This window comes from Flavobacterium hauense, from assembly GCF_054457175.1.
Map to the genome: position 1 here is coordinate 170,023 of NZ_JBTKVX010000002.1, position 20,912 is coordinate 190,934.

Here is a 20,912-nt window from a genome sequence, read left to right on the forward strand (position 1 = left end):
GCAGCTGCAAGTTTTATAATTCTGAATACTGAAATGTTATCACATCTTCGTTAGTACTTCCTGATTTTAAGATCATCTTTGTTACATAACCGTCTTCGTCATAAGTACTCTCAGTTGAATAATTCTGACCTTCATCGTTCATTCCGCTAATTGACTTTGTTGAGGTCAAATAATAAAGATCTGTAAACAGGCTCACTAAAAATATGTCTTTGGTAGGCACATTGTACATCGGTCCTTTATAGGCATCAAAATAATCAATAGTAACATAGTCTTCCTCATCTGCTTCAGCTACTGTTCCAATATCCCTGCCCTCAAGGCCTACTTCTATCCCAAAACCGCCAAATAGATATTTTTTTGTCTCTTCATTGTATGTAATGGGGAAGGTAGAGCCATCGATCGTGTAGCCTGACAATACACCATTAGTATATTGAATCTCAACAGATGATGATTCATCAAAAGCGTCAGTTATAGTTACCAATTCATTATTACTATTGTATGTAAATGTAAATGATACATCGCCATCCTCCAGATAGGTCTTCAGGTTTTTGTTATCATCATACTGAAAGGTTATCATCTCTGCATCTTCCCCTTCGCCAATTATCATTGAAGTGACAAATTTTTGAGTTTCCTCATTGTTGGTGCTGTTGGTATCATCATCTGAGCACGAGACAAGCGCAGTAAGCGCGAAAAGCGCAAAAAACAGTTTTTTCATTTATTAGTTGGTTTAGAATGAGGCGTAAAGATATAAGTTAACGAGTTATATCCTAATTTCACTACATGTATTTAACACAAAAAAGCCATTCGTTATTGCGAATGGCTTCCTGTAAAATATTGCAGTACCTGTTAGTCCAGCATTAACGAAAGCTTAGCATAAAAATGCCCTTGCCCGTTTTCTCTGAAAGTATTCTGTACATTACCAAACTGAGATCTCCATTGACCGCTTACCACTGCCCAGTTGTATCCAAAATTTAGTCTCATCTTATAGTCTGTATTCTGTAAAAATCCAAACGCTGCCGATGGCCCCATTATAAACTGGTCGTTATACAGGTTAATATGTCCGGGATTATCAGCCGGGTCAAGGTCATTCAGGTCTATAAGCCTGCCACGGGTATTGATGTTGAAGTTATTGAAGGCATAGCCAAGGTCGGCACCCCCCGTAATGAAGAATTTGTTGTTCGTGAAAATGTTGTAATGACCACGAAGGTTGATTCCCGTATTGACATTACGCACCCTGTCGGTCCCTGATTTTTCATCCATATAACTGGCTACGATCTCAAAGTCGAAAGACAATTTGTTCATCATAATGTACCAACCGATGGTTGATTCAAATGCCGTAGAATTAAGTTCAGGCAGGCCTTGTGCTTTTAGCCTGTCATTCATTTTAAAGCCGTCGTTGCCGGCTACCCCAAAAGAGACATAAAGGCCTTTGCCCGGGTTATTGTCATCATACCTTTGAGAATCTGCAGGTGTGGTTGTTTCTGAATCCTGTGCGTTTACTGAATAGTGCATACCAATAATAGCAGCTGCAATAAATAATACTTTTTTCATTTGTGATTGATTTTTAATTGATTTGTTTTCTTAAAACCAAAGAACATGCCAAAATAGTGCTTCATTACTCGTAAATATAGGAATTTTGACGCTTGCGGAATGATTTTATTCCGCAAATTTAGCAGGAAAAAAATCACGGAAATTGTAAAATTGGGACAATGACTTTATGTTTTAATTATCAGTATCTGATATTTATAAAAAAAACCTCTCCGGGAAGGAGAGGTTTGTAATATTGAGTTAGTTAAAGCGTATCTAGCTAGCTACATTATTTGGGTTATAGCCCATGTAGGTGTTTTGCTTTTCGTGAAAAACAACCCCGAAATCTTCAAGCTCTTCAAGTATGGGCAGGTATACCTCCCTGTTTATGGGAAGCTGTACCCCCGGAGTAGTTATGTTTCCGTTAAGGATCTGAAGCGCAGCAATTGCAACAGGAAGGCCTACGGTCTTTGCCATCGCAGTATAGGTTTGGTCTTCACCAATGCATACCATTGTGGCGTCAATTTGTTTGCGCTCACCATTCAGTTGATAGCCTATCTTGTGGTACATCACGATCATGTCTTTATCTTCAGGGCCCAGTGTCCAACTATCGCTAAGTATCTTTTCAAGTATCTGTGCAGGGGTTGCATTGTGCAATCCAATGATCTTATTAGCATTAAAAAGGTCAAGTTCAACCAGCTTTTCCCATTGAATGTCGTCCTGGTCAAGGTTCAGTATATGGCGCAGTTTCAGCTCAACCGAATCGGTAGGGTGATAGGGCAGGAATGAGTTAATGAACTCCCTGTAACTCATGGTTTCAGAATTCTCCATGATATAAGAATCATCAGTCATGCCAAGCTGAACGAATATGTTCCATGACTTAGAGAAGCCCACCCTGCGAAGGGTTCCTCGGTAAAGGGTAAGGGCATCGTCAAGACCATACACGCTTCGGTATTTAAGGGAGTCACGGTTGGCATAGCCTTCAAAACGGCCGTAGCCTTCAACTTCCATAAACTCTGTCCTTCGGAAAAGCTTGTTGTACGGAATGTACTTATATGAACCTTCCTGGATAAATTTTGCAGTACCGCCTTGTCCTGCTAACACAACATTTCGCGGATTCCAGGTAAATTTATAGTTCCACAGGTTATTATCGCTTTCAGGGGCAACAAGTCCTCCGCAAAACGACTCGAACAAAAGTATCTTGCCGCCCTGATCGCGTATATCGTCTATGATTTTCATGGCGCTCATGTGGTCAATGCCCGGGTCAAGGCCAATCTCATTCATGAAAACCAGGTTGTTTTCTTTTACCAGCTCATCGAGTTCCTGCATGGCAGGGCTTATGTATGAAGCGGTAACCATGTGTTTTTTGTAAGTAATGCAGTCTTTGGCTACTTCAAGGTGAAGATGCGCCGGCAGCATTGATATAACAATATGTGCTTTGCTGATTTCGCTTTTTCGTTGTTGCTCGTTAAATATGTCAAAAGCTATGGCAGTTGCACGTGGGTGTCCTTTGGTTTTGCGCTCGGCCAGATCAACAGAAAGGTCGCCTATGGTAAGGTGCAGATTTTCTGCTTCGGCTTTGTTAAGTAAGTAATCTATAAGTGATGAAGCCGATCTTCCGGCCCCAATAATAAAAATATTCCTCATGGCAATTTTGATAATATCACACGAAAGTAGCGATATGTTATATTTATAAAAAATTTTAGAACAAAAAAATTATGAAAAGTTTATAATTTTACAGCATAATATTATAACTAATGGATAGAAAAATTATTTTAATTGCCGCAGTATTAGGGGCAATAGCTATTGTTTTAGGAGCTTTTGGGGCTCATGGGTTAAAACAGCTTATTTCACCGGAATCTATAACAATTTTTGAGACCGGAGTGAAATATCAAATGTATCATGCCTTGTTTTTGTTGTTTTTGGGAACAACTTCTTTAGTGTCTGATAAAGCAAAAAACACCATCCTTATTTTGGTGGTATCGGGTGTAGTGCTTTTTTCAGGATCTATCTACTTTTTGGCATGTAATTCGTTGTTTTCTTTTGATTTTAAGAAAATTGGCTTCGTTACTCCTATTGGAGGATTACTATTAATAGGCGCGTGGATAACCTTATTTTTACATTTAATTAAACAAAAGCGATAATTTTTTTTGAAATTTATACAATGTAAAAAAAAATATTTTACTTTTGTGCTTTGTAACAATGCAACTTATATCTAAAAGTATGGAGAATTACGGCCTTTCTACGAAAACGATTTCGTTAGAGAACTTGGGAATAAAGAATGCTAATGTGAGATATCAGCTGACTCCGGATGAGTTACATGATATCACGATTGAAAAAGGCCAGGGAGTTGAAAGCGATACAGGTGCACTTGCAATCAATACAGGTGAGTTTACCGGGAGATCGCCTCAGGACCGTTTCATTGTTCGTGACAGCATTACCGAAGATAAAGTATGGTGGGGTAACGTAAACATCCCGTTTGACAGTGCTAAATTTGAAGCACTATATAATAAGGTGACTGCTTACCTTTCTAATAAAGAGGTTTTTGTACGCGACAGTTATGTGTGTGCAGACCAGGATTACAGGCTTAACGTAAGAGTAGTAACAGAAACAGCGTGGTCAAACCTTTTTTGTTACAATATGTTCCTTCGTCCTGAAGAATCAGAACTTGAGAATTTTAAGGCCGACTGGCATGTAGTATGTGCTCCGGGCTTTATGGCAGATCCTGCTGTAGACGGAACACGTCAGTCTAACTTTGCAATACTGGATTTTACAAGGAAAATCGCTCTTGTGGGCGGTACAGGATATACAGGCGAGATGAAAAAGGGCATCTTCTCGGCACTGAACTTTATCCTTCCTGTAGATAAGAATACACTACCGATGCACTGTAGTGCTAACGTTGGTGAAAAAGGTGATACAGCGATTTTCTTCGGCCTTTCAGGTACCGGGAAAACAACGCTTTCTGCCGATCCTGCACGTAAACTTATCGGAGACGATGAGCACGGCTGGACAAGCGATAACACCGTATTTAACTTTGAAGGTGGCTGTTATGCCAAGGTAATTAACCTTACCGAGGAAAATGAGCCGGATATCTTCAGGGCAATCAAAAGAGGAGCGATCCTTGAAAACGTGATCTTTAAAGAAGGAACTAACGAGGTGGATTTTGATGATGTGTCAATCACTCCTAATACACGTGTTAGTTACCCAATTTACCATATCGATAACATACAGCCGGACTCAGTAGGGCATAACCCTAAGAATATTTTCTTCCTGAGCGCTGACTCGTTTGGTATCCTGCCTCCAATCTCTAAACTGACTCCGGGACAGGCTGCTTACTACTTCATTTCTGGTTATACTGCAAAAGTTGCCGGTACTGAAGCAGGTGTAAACGAGCCACAGCCTAACTTCTCTGCTTGCTTTGGAGCGCCTTTCATGCCGCTTCACCCTGCAAAATATGCTGAGATGCTTATTAAGAAAATGAAAGATGCCGACGTGAATGTATGGTTAATCAATACAGGATGGTCTGGTGGTGCCTATGGCACAGGTCAAAGGATGAAGTTGAAATATACACGTGCCATGATCACGGCTGCACTTAATGGTGAGCTTGATAATGTTGAGTATAAAAACCACACTGTGTTTGGCCTGGCTAAACCACAAAGTTGTCCTAATGTTCCTGCGGAAATACTAAACCCAAGGAATACATGGGAAGATAAAGAAGCTTATGATGCAAAAGCCCTTGAACTGGCTGCAGCATTTAAAAATAATTTTGCCAAATTCGAAGAATTTGCAAATGAAGAGATTATGTCCGGCGGACCGTTGGCATAATGTGAATTTTAGAATAGATGTTTTTTGGAAAGAAGGCTGCCTCAGTAATGGGGCAGTTTTTTTATGCGTTTATTTCAGTTTCTCTTTTTGAGGATGTGAGTAAGCTTTTCCCTCCTTTGGAGGAATGCCTATAGGGTGGGTGGTTGAGTTGCGGTTTTCCTTACCCCCGACCCTCTCCAAACGAGAGGGGCAAGCACACAGTTCGTGAAATACGATGCCGATTAGGTTTTCACTCCCCTCTCCCTTGGAGAGGGGTCGGGGGTGAGGAGTATAAAACAAAACAGCCGCTCATTGAGCGGCTGTTTTTGTATATAAAGTAAAGTTCTATTTTTCCTTAGTCTCTTTATTAGCTTTAATAATGTATTTCTCTAAAGCCATGGTCATAGACGGGGTATCCGGTGTTGGAGCCATGATATCAACTCTTAGTCCGTGTTCAAGGGCTTCCTTTTGCGTTGTGCTTCCAAATACAGCGATACGCGTATTGTTTTGCTGGAAGTCAGGGAAGTTCTTGAAAAGCGATTTAATCCCTGTTGGCGTAAAGAATGCAAGTACATCATAGTACACGTCTTTAAGGTCGCTAAGGTCGCTCATAACCGTCTTATAGAAGGTTCCCGGAGTCCAGTCTACCTTTAAGGCATCCAGTGTTGGAGGTATATCGTGGTTAAGCTGGTCTGACGACGGCAGCAGGAACTTTTCGTCTTTGTACTTTTTGATAAGCGGAGCCATATCTGCAAAGTCCTTTTGTCCTACATATATTTTTCGCTTACGATACACTACATATTTTTGCAGGTAAAAGGCAATAGCTTCGCTCTGACAGAAGTATTTTAGTGTTTCAGGTACTTTATAACGCATCTCTTCTGCTACACGGAAGAAGTGATCTACCGCAAACTTGCTGGTAAGAATAATAGCAGTATAATTGTTAAGGTCAATTTTTTGAGCCCTTACATCTTTTGCGCTAACACCCTCTACGTGAATAAATGACCTGAAATCAACTTTTACTTTTAGTTTCTGTTGAAGTTCGAAGTATGGTGAATTTTCTACTTTAGGTTCTGGCTGAGAAACCAAAATTGTTTTCACTTTCATATTTTAATGTTCTATACTATACGTTTGTAAACCAATAATACATGAAATAATAGGGCGCTATTTCAAGTGTGCAAAGATACAAAATAAAATAGAATAACTTCCCAAGGATCAAATTTTGATAAATCCGCAATGAAACAAGATATGAAGTTATGCTGGCAGCGATTATCAGTCCTATAATTACGTATATGACAATTGTGTGCTGTGAGTTATTGTAAAATAAGAAAATATTTACAGGCAAAAGCAATAATCCGATATAAGTACGGTAGTTGACTTTGTGCAGGTTAAAGAGCTCATTAAACTCTTCTATATTGAATGCGGTGGCAATAATTTTCTCTATAAGGTACTTGGCGAGAATAAAAACGCCTATTAATGTAAACAGCTGTATGAAAAAGATCCAGCTTGTTTTTTTTCCCGGGTCGGGGTCGTTATAGCTCAGCAGGAACTGTAGCAGGAATGTGAACGAAATGACCTGTATCAGGAAAAAAGAGATGGTAAACCAGCTTAGCATGTTGCCGCTGTCTTTATATATCTTGGTGTATTTGTCTGAAACCGCAAGTTTTATAAATTCTGAAAAGCGGTTTTCAAATACATTTCGGTTGATTGCAATTATGGCAAAACAGGCCACAAAAAGCAGTGTTGCCCAGTCTTTGCCGCTTGCCAGTCTCTCGTTATAAACCAGTTCCATCATGCCGCAAAATTAGTGTTTTTTACATTCTCTTATTTTAATTATAATTTAATTATGTGTAGAGCGTTAGAAATACGTTATTTTTGCACAAAAATTCAAGGCACCACATGAACGAAGGCATAGTTATAATACCTACTTATAACGAGATTGAAAATATTGAAGCTATCATCAGGGCAGTTTTCCTGCTTGATACGGCCTTCGATGTGCTTATTGTAGACGATAACTCTCCCGATGGCACCGCCCAAAAGGTAAGGGAGCTGCAGGCCGAATATCCTGAACAGCTTTTTCTTGAAGTGCGTCCGGGTAAATCCGGATTGGGTACTGCTTACGTACATGGCTTTAAATGGGCTATTGCGAGGAAATATGAATACATCTTTGAGATGGATGCCGATTTTTCGCATAACCCGATGGATCTTGAAAAGTTGCACGCTGCCTGTGTAAAAGGTGCCGATGTAGCGATAGGTTCCCGTTATGTTACCGGAGTGAATGTGGTTAACTGGCCGCTGAACAGGGTGCTGATGTCATACTATGCTTCGGCTTATGTAAGGACAATTACAGGTATGACGATAAGAGATGCTACTGCCGGGTTTATATGCTACCGCCGAAAGGTATTGGAGAGCGTGAACCTTGACAGGATAAAATTTGTGGGCTATGCCTTCCAGATCGAAATGAAATACCGTGCGCATGCGAACGGTTTTAATATTGTAGAAGTGCCTATTATCTTCACAGACAGGACAAAAGGCGAATCGAAAATGAGCAATGCTATCATAAAAGAAGCTATCTTTGGTGTAGTGGCGCTGCGAATGAAAAAAATGCTTAACAGACTATAGAAAAGAATTAATGAACAGGATTTTAATTAAGAATGCCAGGATTGTAAACGAAGGAACTATTTTTGAAGGTGATGTGCTTATCGAAGATAAATTCATCAAAGAAATTGCCGAAAAAATAAGCCCTAAGTTTTCCGACGTACAAATTATTGATGCCGAAGGAAGCTTCCTGATACCTGGTGCCATAGATGACCAGGTGCATTTCCGCGAACCGGGATTAACCCATAAAGGAACTATTGAAACCGAATCGCGTGCTGCTGTTGCCGGTGGTATCACTTCTTTTATAGAGCAGCCTAATACTGTACCCAACGCGGTAACACAAGAGCTGTTAGAGCAAAAATACCAAAGGGCTTCTGAAACTTCGTATGCCAACTACTCGTTCATGATGGGTGGTACTAACGATAACCTTGAAGAAGTGCTTAAGACCAATCCTAAGAATGTTGCGGGTATTAAGCTTTTCCTTGGCTCATCTACAGGTAATATGCTGGTAGACGATGAAGCTGTACTGGAAAAGATATTCTCGAGCACAAAGATGCTTATTGCTGCACATTGTGAAGACGAGGCTACCATCCGTACTAATCTTGAAAAATATAAAACTGAATATGGCGAGGATATCCCGGTGAAATTTCACCCGCTTATCCGTAGTGCCGAGGCTTGCTACATATCTTCTTCACGAGCAATTGAGCTTGCTAAGAAAACAGGTGCAAGGCTGCATGTATTCCATGTGTCTACAGCTATCGAGACCGACCTGTTTACCAACAAGATCCCGCTTGAAGATAAAATGATCACTGCCGAGGTATGTGTACACCACCTGTGGTTCAGCGATGCTGATTATGAAAAGAAAGGTGCACTTATAAAATGGAATCCGGCTGTAAAAACTGCCGAAGACCGCCAGGCACTTTGGGAAGCGTTGCTTGATGACAGGATTGATGTTATAGCGACTGACCATGCTCCTCACACCCTTGACGAAAAGAAAAATCCTTATACAAGCTCGCCTTCAGGAGGGCCGCTGGTTCAGCATGCTGTAGTGGCAATGTTTGAGGCATATCACCAAAAGAAAATTTCGGTAGAGAAGATCGTGGAGAAAATGGCGCACAACCCTGCCAAAATATTCAAGATCGAGAAACGTGGTTTTATCAGGGAGGGCTACTATGCCGATCTTGCCATTGTAAACCCGGGTCTGCCATGGAACGTAAAAAAAGAAAATATACTGTACAAATGCGGATGGTCTCCGTTTGAAGGCGTAAACTTCAAATCGAGGATAACCCATACATTTGTAAACGGTTCGCTTGTATACAACAACTTTAAGGTAAAAGACCTTCGTTGTGGAGAAAGATTATTGTTTGACAGATAAAAGTATCTTGGGTACTATGAAAAGAATTACATTGTTATTGCTTTCGATCCTCCTTTTTTCGTGTGCGAAAGAAACTGTCGAAAAACCAAAGCACCTGCTTACCGAGGATGAGATGGCAAATATCATTTATGATATTAACATTATTCAGGCTTTGAGGGCATCCCAGCCACAGGCGCTGACGGATAACGATGTGGAGCCCAAAAACTATATCTACAAAAAATACAAGATTGACAGTCTTACTTTTGCCCAAAACAACGCATGGTATGCTGCCAATATGGAAAAATATGAAGGCATACAAAAAAAGGCTTCCGAAAGGATAAAAAAAGAAAAAGATCAGTTTTCGGTAAAAGCAGATACTTCAAAAGCTGCTAAAAAAGCTGATCCTGTCAAGGCTCGTGCTAAGCACGATAACCTTCGGAAAGCTGCTTTAGAAAAACAGCAGGGGAAACAAAAGTAAAATCAAGTTTTTCTTTAAGCTTAGCGTTGCTGTAGCGCTCATGGTTGTGTGATGAGCGTGCCATGCTCCGGGTTAGTTTTCTCCTTTGCCTGAACAGTTTAGAAAAGAACCAGTCCAGTCGCCATGCCACAGATGTCATTAAATGAGAGGCATGCAGTGAAGGGCGGCTTTTTTTCATGCCGTCGGCAATGGTGTCCAGCATATCTTTATACGAAACATTATCAGCAATTAGGGTGTAACGTTCGCCATTGGTATCGGTTGACATAAGAGACATCATTGCTTTTACCACATCTTCTACTGCGACAGTACCGCAACTGCCTTTTGTGTAAAAATACTGTCCTTTATCTACGGCTTTGAACATCTTCCCGCTGCCAGAATCCCAAAAGCCTTTACCAAAAATAATTCCCGGATTTACAATAATCACATTAAGGCCTTCCTGCCATGCACGCCATACTTCCATCTCAGCGCCATATTTACTAATGGCATAATCGCTGTGCGTTACCTCAGGATTCCATTCGGTTTCTTCGGTAATGGTTTCGTTTTCTTTAGCGTCGCCTAATGCTGCAATTGAGCTTACATGGCAAAATTTCTTCACGCCATAATCAAGTGCGCAGTTTACCATGTTTGCTGTACCTTCAATGTTTACGTTGCGCAGCATTTCTTCGTCCTTCGGTTCAAAAGACACGTAGGCGGCACAATGGTATACAATGTCAATGCCGGCAAAAGCATCTTCAAGCGATGGTATATCGGTAATGTCGCCTATTACCCATTCTATAGTTTCAAAATGAGGATTGGCATTGGCTGTAAAAAGGGCACGGGTTTTATCGAGAGATTTGTCAGTGCGATAGAGAGCGCGCACTTTTTGTCCGCTTCCTGTAATTTCGAGCAGTAAATGCGCACCAACTAATCCTGTTCCGCCGGTTACTAGTATCATATTTACAAATGTAGGATGTAAAAGGAGAATATTTTACAAATGTTAATCAAAAATGTTTGTCAGGTTTGTATTTTTGCAACTCATTAAAACATACTTATGAAAAATTTTGTAGAAGAACTAAGATGGAGGGGCATGGTGCACGACATTATGCCGGGAACCGAAGAGCAACTGAATAAAGAAATGACCACAGCCTATATTGGCTTTGATCCAACTTCAGATTCACTGCACATCGGCAGCCTTGTGCCTATCATTATATTGGTTCATCTAAACAAATGCGGCCATAAGCCTATCGCCCTTGTAGGAGGTGCTACCGGTATGATCGGTGACCCATCGGGTAAGTCTGACGAGCGTAATTTGCTTGATGAGGCTGCACTGAATAAAAACGTAGAAGGTATCAAAGGTGTGCTTTCGCGTTTCCTTGATTTTAACTCTACCGAAGCCAACGCACCGGTATTGGTAAATAACTACGACTGGATGAAGGAATTCTCGTTCATCGGGTTTGTGCGTGATGTGGGTAAACGTATTACGGTTAACTACATGATGGCAAAAGATTCGGTTAAAAAACGCCTTACAGGCGAAGCGGGATCAGGAATGTCATTTACTGAATTTACGTACCAGTTGATCCAGGGGTACGATTTTTACCACCTGCATAAAGAATACAACTGTATGCTTCAGTTGGGCGGAAGCGACCAGTGGGGTAACATCACTACGGGTACTGAGCTTGTGCGCAGAATGAACGACGAAGGTGCTAAGGCTTATGCCATGACATGTCCGCTTATCACGAAGGCTGACGGTTCTAAATTCGGAAAATCTGAAGGTGGAAATATATGGCTTGATGCAGACAAGACATCGGTATACAAATTTTACCAGTTCTGGCTGAATACAAGCGATGCCGATGCTGAAAAATACATAAAGATATTTACATTCCTTCCGCAGGAAGAGATAGAAGCGCTTATTGCACAGCATGCCGAAGCTCCGCATTTAAGGATACTTCAAAAGAAACTTGCTGCAGAGGTAACTACTTTTGTTCACTCTAAAGAGGATATGGAAGATTCGGTTAAAAAATCGGAATTTGTATTCTCTAACTATAACAAGCAGGATCTTGAAGGTCTTAATGATGAATTCTTTACCGATATCTTTGGTGAATTCCTTACTCCGGCTATAAAAAAAGCCGATCTTGGCGAAGAGGCTAATATCGTGAGCATCCTGTCGGATTCAACGGGTATATTCTCATCGCGTGGTGAGGCAAGAAAAGCACTTATCGCTAATGCGGTTGCCATCAATAAAGACAAAGTAACTGAGACATTTACATTATCTGAATCGGATATTATTCTTGGTAAATATATTCTTGTATCGCACGGTAAGAAAAAGAACTTCGTTATTCCTGTTGAAGGATAATAACTGACTATATATAATTGAAAGGAGCCCTCTGATTGAGGGCTCCTTTTTGTATTAATGCACTTGTGTAAGCGCTATTGTTGATCAAAATTATTCGATAGCAAGGTTCTTATTGTATGTTTTGCCTGATTGTGTGGTAATCACAACAATATAGATTCCTTTTTCAAGACGTGACACATTTACTGCGTTGTCTTTAGGTTGCTCCTGAATTAAAGTTAATCCGCTGAGTGAACTGATGGTAACCTGGCTTATGATTTCGTCAGGTAATGAGAAGTTTACAATGTCTTTTGCAGGGTTAGGGAATAACTGAAGCCCTGTTCTTGAAACTTCGTTAACCTCTTCAGTCTGGCTTTGGCTTTCCTGACATACAGCTATAGCGAGGCGAAGATTGCTTCCACAGTCTTCAATATGGCCATAGTATTTACTGCCACTTTTGATATAAACATCGGGTTTTAAAACAATATAGTTGCCCGCCTGCATGGTAATGTCCTGAAGCGAGGAGATTATTTTGTAATTGCCCTCTGCCTGCACGTAATTGCTATACTTGTACTCATGTGTTATATTTCCCTCTGGGATTGTTAGCACTATATGGTCGTCACAGCCGGCACCATGCCTGTATACCCATGGAGGCAGGTTTGTGTAGCCGTTGTGGTAGGCAGGGCTTAAATCGATTGCGTTAGTTTGAAAATCGGGATTTGCAGCGTTGTCAGGATCGTTAAGGACTGCCAGATGGGAGTTGTGGGCCACGATGCCATATGTAATATATATTTTGTCGTTTAGAGCACGCTGAATTGCATTAATAGGAACAGCGTTAGTCACAAGCGTAGCAGTATTAGAATAAGCACTGGTTACATACAGGGCACTGCCTGCAGAGAAATATACATACTGGCTTGAAGGTGAAAATTCTAAACGGAAGTAAGACATATTGCCTAACGATATTACATTCGGGTCTAAGATAACCTGTCCTGTTGCGCTATTGAACTGGCCAAGCATAACACCACCATTATTGGAACTATAACATATAGCTATGCGTTTGTTGTCAGGGCTTATTTTTATGTTTCCCTGCCCATTTCCGGGCAAAGAAGAGCCAATATAAGCTGGTGAAACTACAGGTTGTACACTGATGCCTGAGGACGTCACTTTATAAGAATAAATATTATCCTTTATTTGAGTGACAATCCAATAATCGACACCATTACAGTGTTTTGTCGTAGTTACTTTTTCTGAGTAGTTTGGGCCGTTTAGATTGTATGGGGAATTTATCGTAACACCATTGTGGTCTTTAAAAAAAACATTTTTGGTTGATGTTACCGCTCCATCAGTTCCTATTGCCATATCAACTTCAGAATAGGTAAGGCCGTTCATATATCCCGATGAACCATCCATGGCAATTATATAATACCTGTCAGGATATCCCGGGCGGGGTACAATAGCCATCTGGCTGTTTGATAAGTCTCCCAACAGGCCATTTCCGTTTGTCATAACCTGATGTTGCCTGTTGTATACGGTCCAGCCATTGGTGTAAAACAATAGTTGTCCTGTGGGGTCTGAAACCGATGCTGCCGATTCATAAGCATGCATTGCGCTATTGCTTACTCCTGTTGGTGCACTTGGATTTGGCAGGAAGGTCACTCCTGCGAAGTCACCAAAATACCAGTTGGCGTTTTGGAGGTTTTGGGAATAGCCGCTAACAACTGTCAGCGCTATTGCTGTTAGTAATAAATATAACTTTTTCATATATGTTACTGTTTATGATGTTATATTTATTTCTTTTGAGTTAGTTGCTGTACCAGTGCTGTCAGTTCTTTTATTTGCTGATCCTGCTTTTCGTTTTGCTTTTTCTGCTCTATAAGATATAGTGTCAGTTCTTCAATTTTTTCCTGCTGGATCTTGGCAATTTCGCCCAGTTCAAGTCCGTCTCTTTTAATTTCTGTGGCAGAAGGGACGTTTGGTAAATGGCCATTCTGTTGGATGAAAGCTTCTACTTCGTCAAGAGTTGACAATTTGTAATCTGCATCGAAAACATAATCTGCCCAATCTATATTTTTCATGATGCGCACTTCCTCTGTAAGGATGCCTCCCATTGCAAAAATCGAGTATTTGCTAACATTTACGTTGCCTGCCATGGTTGGGAAATTTACAAGATTTCCGGTGCCTAATTTACCGTTAACTTTCGCAAGGTCGTTTTTAAAATCACCCCAGATAAGTGGTGTTGCATCGTCAGAGTTTGAGATGTATAGCTGATTGTCTACTTTTGATCCTGCCCCTGCGCGGGTACCAAGGAATACGTTGCCTGACCCATAACTATTTGTGCCTGAAAAGGCTCCTAGAAAGGTATTGTTATTAGGTTTTGATGGTCCGCCGCTGCCTGAATATATTCCTAAATATACGTTTGAATCGCCACTTACCATTTTGTCACCGGCCTGTTGTCCTATGACTACATTGCGGTTACTGTTTATACTTGACACAGCTGAGTAAGATCCAATAAATACATTTTGATGGCCCTCGCTGCTGTTGGTTCCTGATTGAAGTCCCATGAATACATTTTCTACTCCGGTAATATTGCCTACACCTGCATCATGGCCAATAAAACAATTTCCGATTGCTTCAGCCACTGTTTGTTTTCCGGCTTGATAGCCATAGTACGTTCCTTTATCTCCGTTGTGTCCTGCGTCCTGGCCACCACTAACCAGATAAGGTGATGATGATACATCCTGAGCACTCATTGTTAAAACTGATCCGATTACTAGAAAGCCTGTTAAAAGGTGATTTGGTTTCATAATTTATTATAGATTTAAGATTAATTTTGTTAAATCTATGTAAATAAATTTTTCAGAAAAAATATTTTTACGGTATTTTTTTCTTGTTAAATATTTCTAAATATCTACAAATTAGATGTTTAAAGTCTACGTGTCAGCAATTGCGTTCGGTTTAATTAAAAGTTAATTCAACGAAGGTGTAAATTATTTTGTGATATTTTTTAGAAACAGCGTAAATATGTCGATTTACAAGCTAAATTGTAATGTTTAGTTTATTATAGACTGGAAATGTGCGGGTTAATGTTTAGTATACCATAAGGTTACATCCGCGGATATCCGAATTATCGAAACGGCCCAATACTTCAAACGATTGGTTGGGGTATTTTTTACCCAAATCCTGAGTGGCAATAAATGAGCAGGAATTGATATTTGCAAGGTCAATTACATTGATGCCGCCTGTTTTGCCGGAATCGACATAGCTTAACGCATCTTCTGTATCGCGTATAAGGATATCCATCCATGGCGGGCACTCAAATATACCGTCACCCAAAGAATATGCCTGAGATAATAATTCGGTCATGCCATATTCTGAATGGATCTTGCTTACACCAAAACCTTTGCAAAGCACATCGTGTAGCTCTTCACGGATCATCTCTTTGCGGCGACCTTTCATGCCTCCGGTTTCCATGATAATGGTGTTTTTAAGATCGAAGCTTTGTTTTTCTACCAAATCCAAAAGTGCATAGGTAACGCCTATCAGCAGCACGTTTTGCCCGGCTTTATCAAGAGCGGTGAGCTTTGTTATGAGTTCGTCATAATTGTGCAGGTAAAAGCCGCTGTGAGAGTTGTTGGAGCCTTCAATAAGATCTTCTACCATATATATGAGTGACGATCCCTCGCGTTCCAGGTAAGACGGCAGGAGTGCCAGCACGGCATAATCTTCTATATTACCATAGAATTGCGAGAACGCAAGGCGAAAGCTTTGCTCGTAATAGTTCAGGTCGGTTACAAGGTGGCGGCTGGTTACCATGCCTGTTGTGCCGCTGCTGGTAAAGGTTTCCTGAACAGGATCGGTGGAGCTTACAACGTCATGGCTTTTAAAGAACTGTATGGGTAAGAAAGGGATTTCCTGAACCGATTTCACGTTTTGCTTATCTTTTTTTAAAAAGCTGCAAAAATCGCGGTATACGGTATTGTTGTCGTACTGGTGACGAAACACTTTTAAGGTAATCTTTTCGAACTCTTTTTTAGAGCCTATTGCAAATATGTCCTGAGCGTTGACCAAGGGAAATTATTTTTTGTAAAAATACGAAAGAACTTGTTTAAACTTTTTTGATTGCAGTGAAAAGTTTGAACACTATAAAATAAAAAAGCACCGCCGTGGCGGTGCTTGTGATTATTTTTGGCAGGGTTACTCTACAACCAGTTTACGGGTAGCAGAGGCATCACCTTCTCTTACTTTAATGATATATACACCACGGTTAAGATTAGAAATATTCAATTCTTTTCCGTTAAGGGTAGCCTGAAGTATTTTTTTTCCAAGCATGTCATAAATTTCTACCTCTTTACTCATGGCAGGTTTTGCCGTGGTAATGTAAATCCTGTCTGCTTTTGTAGGGTTGGGGTAGATGTTAAGACCTTCAATAGGTTCTTTACCGGCCGCCACAGTACTTCTGCTTTCCTGTGCAACGGCACCAAGAGAACATAGGCAGGTTAGGAGTAAGGCGATATAAAAGTATTTTTTTGTCATATGGTGTAATGATTGTGTAAAGATACAAAAGATGTTTCAAATATTATACCAAAAAAGCATTATTGTTAAATTATTAGTCTTCACTATATAAGAGTTATAAAAAACAATATTTAACTGCGGAAAAGCTGCATATATTGCCAAAATAAAAAACATCCGCCATTTGGCGGATGTTTAAAGTATTTCGTGAAGAAATTATTTTATTTGATTTTCTTTCAGATTAGAAAGCGTAACCAGTCCAAGCAAATGCTGAAGTGGTAGCACCACCTGTAGTACCCTGAGTTACAGAAATTGTAGCGTTATTATCGCCAGCTTTGTTATCTGTAAGGTTAAGTGCAGCACCGTTAGCAAGTACAGTAACTGAAGTACTAGCCATAGCATGACCTAGAGAATCTGTACAGTCTACGAAATCGTCTGGAGCTACAGTAGCTGAAGCATTCCAAAGAACAAGAGTGTTAGTGATGATTGCACCACTACCTCTTCTGATTTTGATGATGTCAGAAAGAGCAACAGGAGCATTGTTTACGATTGTAAGACCTGTAACTGTTGGGTTAGACTGACCTCCCTGAGTAGGGTTAAGACCGTCAAGGTTACCATCAGCTTCGATACCTCTTGGGTCAGAAGATATAGCAGTGTAAGCAGCTTCTCTAACAGCATAAGCGTTAGTTATTTTACCTACATAACCTTGAGTCCAGTCAATCATATCATCTTTAGCGTTAACTACAAGAAGGTTAGTAACATCTACTGAACCACCGAAGAATTCGATAGCATCGTCATCACCATTGTAGATAGCGATGTTTTGGATAGAAGTACCTTTACCTACACCGTAGCAAGTAAGACCGTTAAATTCTTTTTCACCGTTGATACGTGCACCAGAATATTTGATAACAATGTGGTTAAGAGAACCAGAGTTGTCATTAGTATCCTCACCACCATAGAAATGGTCAACAACCTCAGTTACAGCAGTACCACCACCACTGATAGGAGCTTTGCCACAAAGGATTACACCACCCCAGTCACCTGGTTCAGGAGTTGCAGCGTTAGATGTAAAAGTAATAGGAGCTGCTTCAGTACCCTGAGCATCAAGTTTAGCACCTTGCTCAACAATTACATAAACGTTTGTACCACCAGCCACAGCTTTAAAAGTAACGCCCGGAGCAAGTTTAAGTGTGTAAGGAGCTCTTACAACAAGACCTGCAGAAAGTACATACTCTCCAGCTGGCAATTCGATGTTAGCACCAATGATTCCTTTAAGAGCAGTAGCGCTATAGTCAGGATCCTGAAGAGAAGTAATTACTCCGTCAGCTGTACCTGGGTTAGTAGATGGTTTTGAATCATCGTCTCCACAAGCTGTAAAGAAGCCTGCGATAAGGGAAAGCATAAGAACTTTTTTCATTGTGTTCATGGTTTTGAAATTCATAGTTTAATTAATTGTTTAAAAAAAAATATTTATCTGATTTAATTGTTGTGTTCGCTTATTATAGTGTCCAGTTTATACCGAACGATAAGAATACTCCTTTGCGGTAATTGTTTACAATCGTTTCCGTGGTTGTGCCATTTAAGCTGGTATCCTGGGTAAGTCTGTATCTTGGATTCAGTATGTTTTTAACACCAAGGCTTAGCTGAATGTTACTGTCTTTGATGTCAAATTTATTGATGAAATCCAGTCCCGGTACGCTTTTCTCTATTATGTTTTCGTTACTATTTGTACCTACTGAGTAAACTTTGTCAGAGAAGTATGAGAAAACAAGAGTTGATAGTAAAGCTGTTTTATCATCGCTTACGTTATAGCTGATGTCTGTATTGATAAGTAGCGGAGATGCACCCTGCATTCTTCCTTTGTCATGGGTAAACTGTACCGTATATTTATCTGTTGTAGCATCGTTCTGAACCTGCTCAGTGTACAGGTAAGAAGCGTTAAGCCCGAATGTCAGATCTTTTTTTCTTAGGTCGCTCCCCATTCTGAAAATGTTTTTTCTTACTTCTACTTCAGCACCGGCAACAAAAGCTTTTTCGGTATTTACATAAGAAAGGTCATTAGCAGCAGAAAGGATTCTCATACGGCTTATCGGGTCTTGTATGTATTTGTACAAACCACCTATTGAGATAACTTCATTGTCTGACAGGTACCAGTCATATTTAAGGTCTACGTTGTAATTTGTAGATGGTAACAGGTCAGGGTTACCCATTTCTGAAAAGTTTATATCCTCATAAAGGAAAGCTGCTGTTTCTTTAAACTGAGGCAATGTATAAGTCTGGCTTGCTGCAAAACGTAATGCATTTTTCTCGTTTATCGAATACTTCATGTTAAGGCTTGGCAGAAAGTAATTCTTGTCAATCTTAGAAGGGTCTATAGCAAGGTTGTTTACACTGCTTGAAAGGTTAGTGTCCCAGTCAATTGTCTGGTTTACTTTTTCAAAACGCACACCAGCCTGAACCGTTAGCTTTTCGCTGAATGGGTATGCCATTTGTGCATAACCCGATACAATTTGTCTGTCAGCCAGGTAGTAGAAAGGATCAAGTGCATTCGCTTGTTTTCCTCTTCCTGTTACAAGGTCAAATCCACCATTGTTTTTCCCAAGTGTTAAGTTTTCCTGGTTGAATACTGCATCAGGATTGTTGATATCAATTGCTACAGGATTGTTAAAGTCGTAGTTGATCTGTGTAAAGTTAAAAGTTCTGTCTGTACTACGGATGTTAAAACCTACAGTTAATATCTTTTTCAGGTTGCTTTCAGGGTTAAATGTATATTCTCCTTCAAGTTTTCCTGCAATATCATTCTCTTCAAGTGTAGAGTAAAAACGGTTGTTAAGACCTGCCGAGTTACTTGCTACAGTATATCCGTTACCGTTTGTACCATTATAATCATAATCGTATGAGTTAGTACGTCTGTCCGGCTCGCTTGACCTGATCATGTTGTAAGCAACGCTTGCATTTGCTTTTATCTTGTCATTAAAGCGGTATTCGCCTAATAACTGGTTAACAAACAGGTTGTTATTGTTTAATTGCTGACGACGTATAAATGAATTGTTAGCGTCGTTATTGTCGTTTATGTTTTTAGAAAAACCGCTATAATCACCTACTGATTGTTTGCTGTCGTGAATATAAAGGGCGTTGTATGCAATGCTCCTTTGGTTTCCGTATTTATATTTTACATTTCCTAATACTGCCTGAGTAGCTTTGTATTCTGATTTTTCAAAATCCATATCCATTCCGTAACCACCCTGTGGGTTTACCGATGCTGTCTGGCCTTCTTTGTATACAAAATCACTTGAGTTTTGTGCCACGGCAAAAACCGAAAGTGTTTTTTCTTCACCAAGGTCAAACTTACCGCCTGCTGCAATATTGAAGTTTGAATTAACGGTATTGCTTTTTTGTAGAGGGGCAAAGCTTGTTTTAAAATCGTAGCTTTTAAGGTTGTTAAGAGGAACGTCATTTCCGTTTTCTAAAAACCCAAAGTAATTGTAAGCACCATCGGCTACCAGAAAATTACTTGCGCCAAGTGCATTGGTGTTGTAACCTGTTCCTACACCTGCAGTAAAATAACTTCTTTTATCTACTTCTTTAGAGGCAATGTCAATATTAGCTCCTGCATTATCACCATAAAGATCAGCGCTGAACGTTTTGTTGATGTTGATATTCTTTATAATAGATGAGCCAAAGAATTCAAGTGAAATATTTTTATATACAGGATCTTCTGAAGGAAGAGGTAGCCCGTTTAATGTAGTTGAGTTGTAACGGTCTCCGAGACCACGTACGAATACATTGTTTACATCGTCAGATTTTGCAACACCAGATGTTTTTATAACGGCTGCAGCTGCATCACTGATACCTTTACGTGAAAGCTCCTGTGCGCCAATGGCCTGTTTCATTTCTACAGCATTTTGCTGCTCTGCCATAAGAGCCGATTCTTTTTCACGGTTCACCACTTTCTCTATTACTACGTCTGCAAGCTGAACGCTGGTAGACTCTAGTGCCTGGTTTACTACTTTAGTTTCACCTGCTTTAACCGATACTTGTACTTCGGCATTGTGATAACCTAAGAAGTTAAAGATAAGTGTGTGTGTTCCTTCGTTAACAGATAATGAGTAAACACCATTTTCGTCGGCGTTTGCGCTAACAGATGTTCCTTTAACAACTACGCTAGAAAAAGGTAGTGTTTCATCTGTCATGTTTTTGTCGGTAATAGTACCGGTAATTGTACCTTTGTTTTGGGCGAACCCTAACGTTACAATAAAGAGTGCAATTAATAAAAATTTAAGTTTCATTTCGTGTGTTATAATTTTGCTGCAAAGTAACTGCCGGGATTTGGATGCTGT

Annotated in this window: 18 protein-coding genes; 6 read left to right on the forward strand and 12 right to left on the reverse strand. The window is 40.1% G+C overall.

Going from position 1 to position 20,912, the window contains the following annotated elements; genetic code table 11:
• Window positions 1-13: 13 nt before the first annotated feature.
• From ACX0HA_RS01930 to ACX0HA_RS01940, 3 genes are all read right to left on the reverse strand, one after another.
• Window positions 14-712 carry a hypothetical protein gene (locus tag ACX0HA_RS01930; RefSeq protein WP_458843580.1) on the reverse strand — a complete coding sequence of 233 codons (699 nt, stop codon included), beginning with the start codon at window positions 710-712 and terminating at the stop codon, window positions 14-16.
• Window positions 713-843: 131 nt separating this feature from the next.
• Window positions 844-1,548, reverse strand: coding sequence for a hypothetical protein (locus ACX0HA_RS01935; RefSeq protein ID WP_458843581.1), 705 nt, complete (start codon window positions 1,546-1,548; stop codon window positions 844-846).
• A 252-nt stretch (window positions 1,549-1,800) separates the two neighbouring features.
• Window positions 1,801-3,171 carry a saccharopine dehydrogenase family protein gene (locus ACX0HA_RS01940; protein ID WP_458843582.1) on the reverse strand — a complete coding sequence of 457 codons (1,371 nt, stop codon included), beginning with the start codon at window positions 3,169-3,171 and terminating at the stop codon, window positions 1,801-1,803.
• A gap of 110 nt (window positions 3,172-3,281) precedes the next feature.
• Between ACX0HA_RS01940 and ACX0HA_RS01945 the strand changes: the two genes are divergently transcribed.
• Window positions 3,282-3,668: a DUF423 domain-containing protein gene (locus ACX0HA_RS01945; protein ID WP_458843583.1), complete on the forward strand. Its 387-nt coding sequence runs from the start codon at window positions 3,282-3,284 to the stop codon at window positions 3,666-3,668.
• Window positions 3,669-3,747: 79 nt separating this feature from the next.
• Window positions 3,748-5,349, forward strand: coding sequence for a phosphoenolpyruvate carboxykinase (ATP) (gene pckA / locus ACX0HA_RS01950; protein ID WP_458843584.1), 1,602 nt, complete (start codon window positions 3,748-3,750; stop codon window positions 5,347-5,349).
• 324 nt (window positions 5,350-5,673) lie between these two features.
• On the opposite strand, the gene ACX0HA_RS01955 is transcribed toward pckA, so the two are convergent.
• Together ACX0HA_RS01955 and ACX0HA_RS01960 are read right to left on the reverse strand one after the other, a co-directional pair.
• A complete protein-coding gene (locus ACX0HA_RS01955; RefSeq protein ID WP_458843585.1) occupies window positions 5,674-6,432 on the reverse strand; it encodes a uroporphyrinogen-III synthase in 759 nt (252 codons plus the stop codon).
• A gap of 16 nt (window positions 6,433-6,448) precedes the next feature.
• Entirely contained in the window at window positions 6,449-7,120 is a 672-nt protein-coding gene (locus tag ACX0HA_RS01960; protein WP_458843586.1) for a DUF4271 domain-containing protein, read from the reverse strand.
• A gap of 104 nt (window positions 7,121-7,224) precedes the next feature.
• Between ACX0HA_RS01960 and ACX0HA_RS01965 the strand changes: the two genes are divergently transcribed.
• Genes ACX0HA_RS01965 through ACX0HA_RS01975 form a run of 3 tightly spaced genes read left to right on the forward strand, consistent with a single transcriptional unit; the run spans window position 7,225 to window position 9,755 of the window.
• Window positions 7,225-7,947, forward strand: coding sequence for a polyprenol monophosphomannose synthase (locus ACX0HA_RS01965; protein ID WP_458843587.1), 723 nt, complete (start codon window positions 7,225-7,227; stop codon window positions 7,945-7,947).
• A gap of 10 nt (window positions 7,948-7,957) precedes the next feature.
• Window positions 7,958-9,298: a dihydroorotase gene (locus ACX0HA_RS01970; RefSeq protein ID WP_458843588.1), complete on the forward strand. Its 1,341-nt coding sequence runs from the start codon at window positions 7,958-7,960 to the stop codon at window positions 9,296-9,298.
• 16 nt (window positions 9,299-9,314) lie between these two features.
• Window positions 9,315-9,755 (forward strand): DUF4296 domain-containing protein, encoded by a 441-nt coding sequence (locus ACX0HA_RS01975; protein ID WP_458843589.1) that lies wholly within the window; start codon window positions 9,315-9,317, stop codon window positions 9,753-9,755.
• Here ACX0HA_RS01975 and ACX0HA_RS01980 read toward each other — a convergent pair.
• On the reverse strand, window positions 9,697-10,689 hold the full coding sequence (locus tag ACX0HA_RS01980; RefSeq protein ID WP_458843590.1) for an NAD-dependent epimerase/dehydratase family protein: 993 nt from the start codon (window positions 10,687-10,689) through the stop codon (window positions 9,697-9,699). The two genes, ACX0HA_RS01975 and ACX0HA_RS01980, sit on opposite strands and share 59 nt — an antisense overlap.
• 96 nt (window positions 10,690-10,785) lie before the next feature.
• On the opposite strand from ACX0HA_RS01980, the gene tyrS reads away from it, so the two are divergent.
• Window positions 10,786-12,087: a tyrosine--tRNA ligase gene (gene tyrS, locus ACX0HA_RS01985; protein ID WP_458843591.1), complete on the forward strand. Its 1,302-nt coding sequence runs from the start codon at window positions 10,786-10,788 to the stop codon at window positions 12,085-12,087.
• 90 nt (window positions 12,088-12,177) lie between these two features.
• On the opposite strand, the gene ACX0HA_RS01990 is transcribed toward tyrS, so the two are convergent.
• The 6 genes from ACX0HA_RS01990 to ACX0HA_RS02015 form a co-directional block, all read right to left on the reverse strand.
• Window positions 12,178-13,824 carry a T9SS type A sorting domain-containing protein gene (locus ACX0HA_RS01990; RefSeq protein ID WP_458843592.1) on the reverse strand — a complete coding sequence of 549 codons (1,647 nt, stop codon included), beginning with the start codon at window positions 13,822-13,824 and terminating at the stop codon, window positions 12,178-12,180.
• 26 nt (window positions 13,825-13,850) lie between these two features.
• Entirely contained in the window at window positions 13,851-14,867 is a 1,017-nt protein-coding gene (locus ACX0HA_RS01995) for a hypothetical protein (protein ID WP_458843593.1), read from the reverse strand.
• A gap of 283 nt (window positions 14,868-15,150) precedes the next feature.
• Window positions 15,151-16,131: a LuxE/PaaK family acyltransferase gene (locus ACX0HA_RS02000; RefSeq protein WP_458843594.1), complete on the reverse strand. Its 981-nt coding sequence runs from the start codon at window positions 16,129-16,131 to the stop codon at window positions 15,151-15,153.
• Between the two features lie 126 nt (window positions 16,132-16,257).
• Entirely contained in the window at window positions 16,258-16,596 is a 339-nt protein-coding gene (locus tag ACX0HA_RS02005) for a T9SS type A sorting domain-containing protein (protein ID WP_458843595.1), read from the reverse strand.
• Between the two features lie 217 nt (window positions 16,597-16,813).
• Window positions 16,814-17,989 carry a hypothetical protein gene (locus ACX0HA_RS02010; RefSeq protein WP_458843596.1) on the reverse strand — a complete coding sequence of 392 codons (1,176 nt, stop codon included), beginning with the start codon at window positions 17,987-17,989 and terminating at the stop codon, window positions 16,814-16,816.
• Between the two features lie 82 nt (window positions 17,990-18,071).
• Window positions 18,072-20,861 carry a TonB-dependent receptor gene (locus ACX0HA_RS02015; RefSeq protein ID WP_458843597.1) on the reverse strand — a complete coding sequence of 930 codons (2,790 nt, stop codon included), beginning with the start codon at window positions 20,859-20,861 and terminating at the stop codon, window positions 18,072-18,074.
• Window positions 20,862-20,912 lie beyond the last annotated feature (51 nt).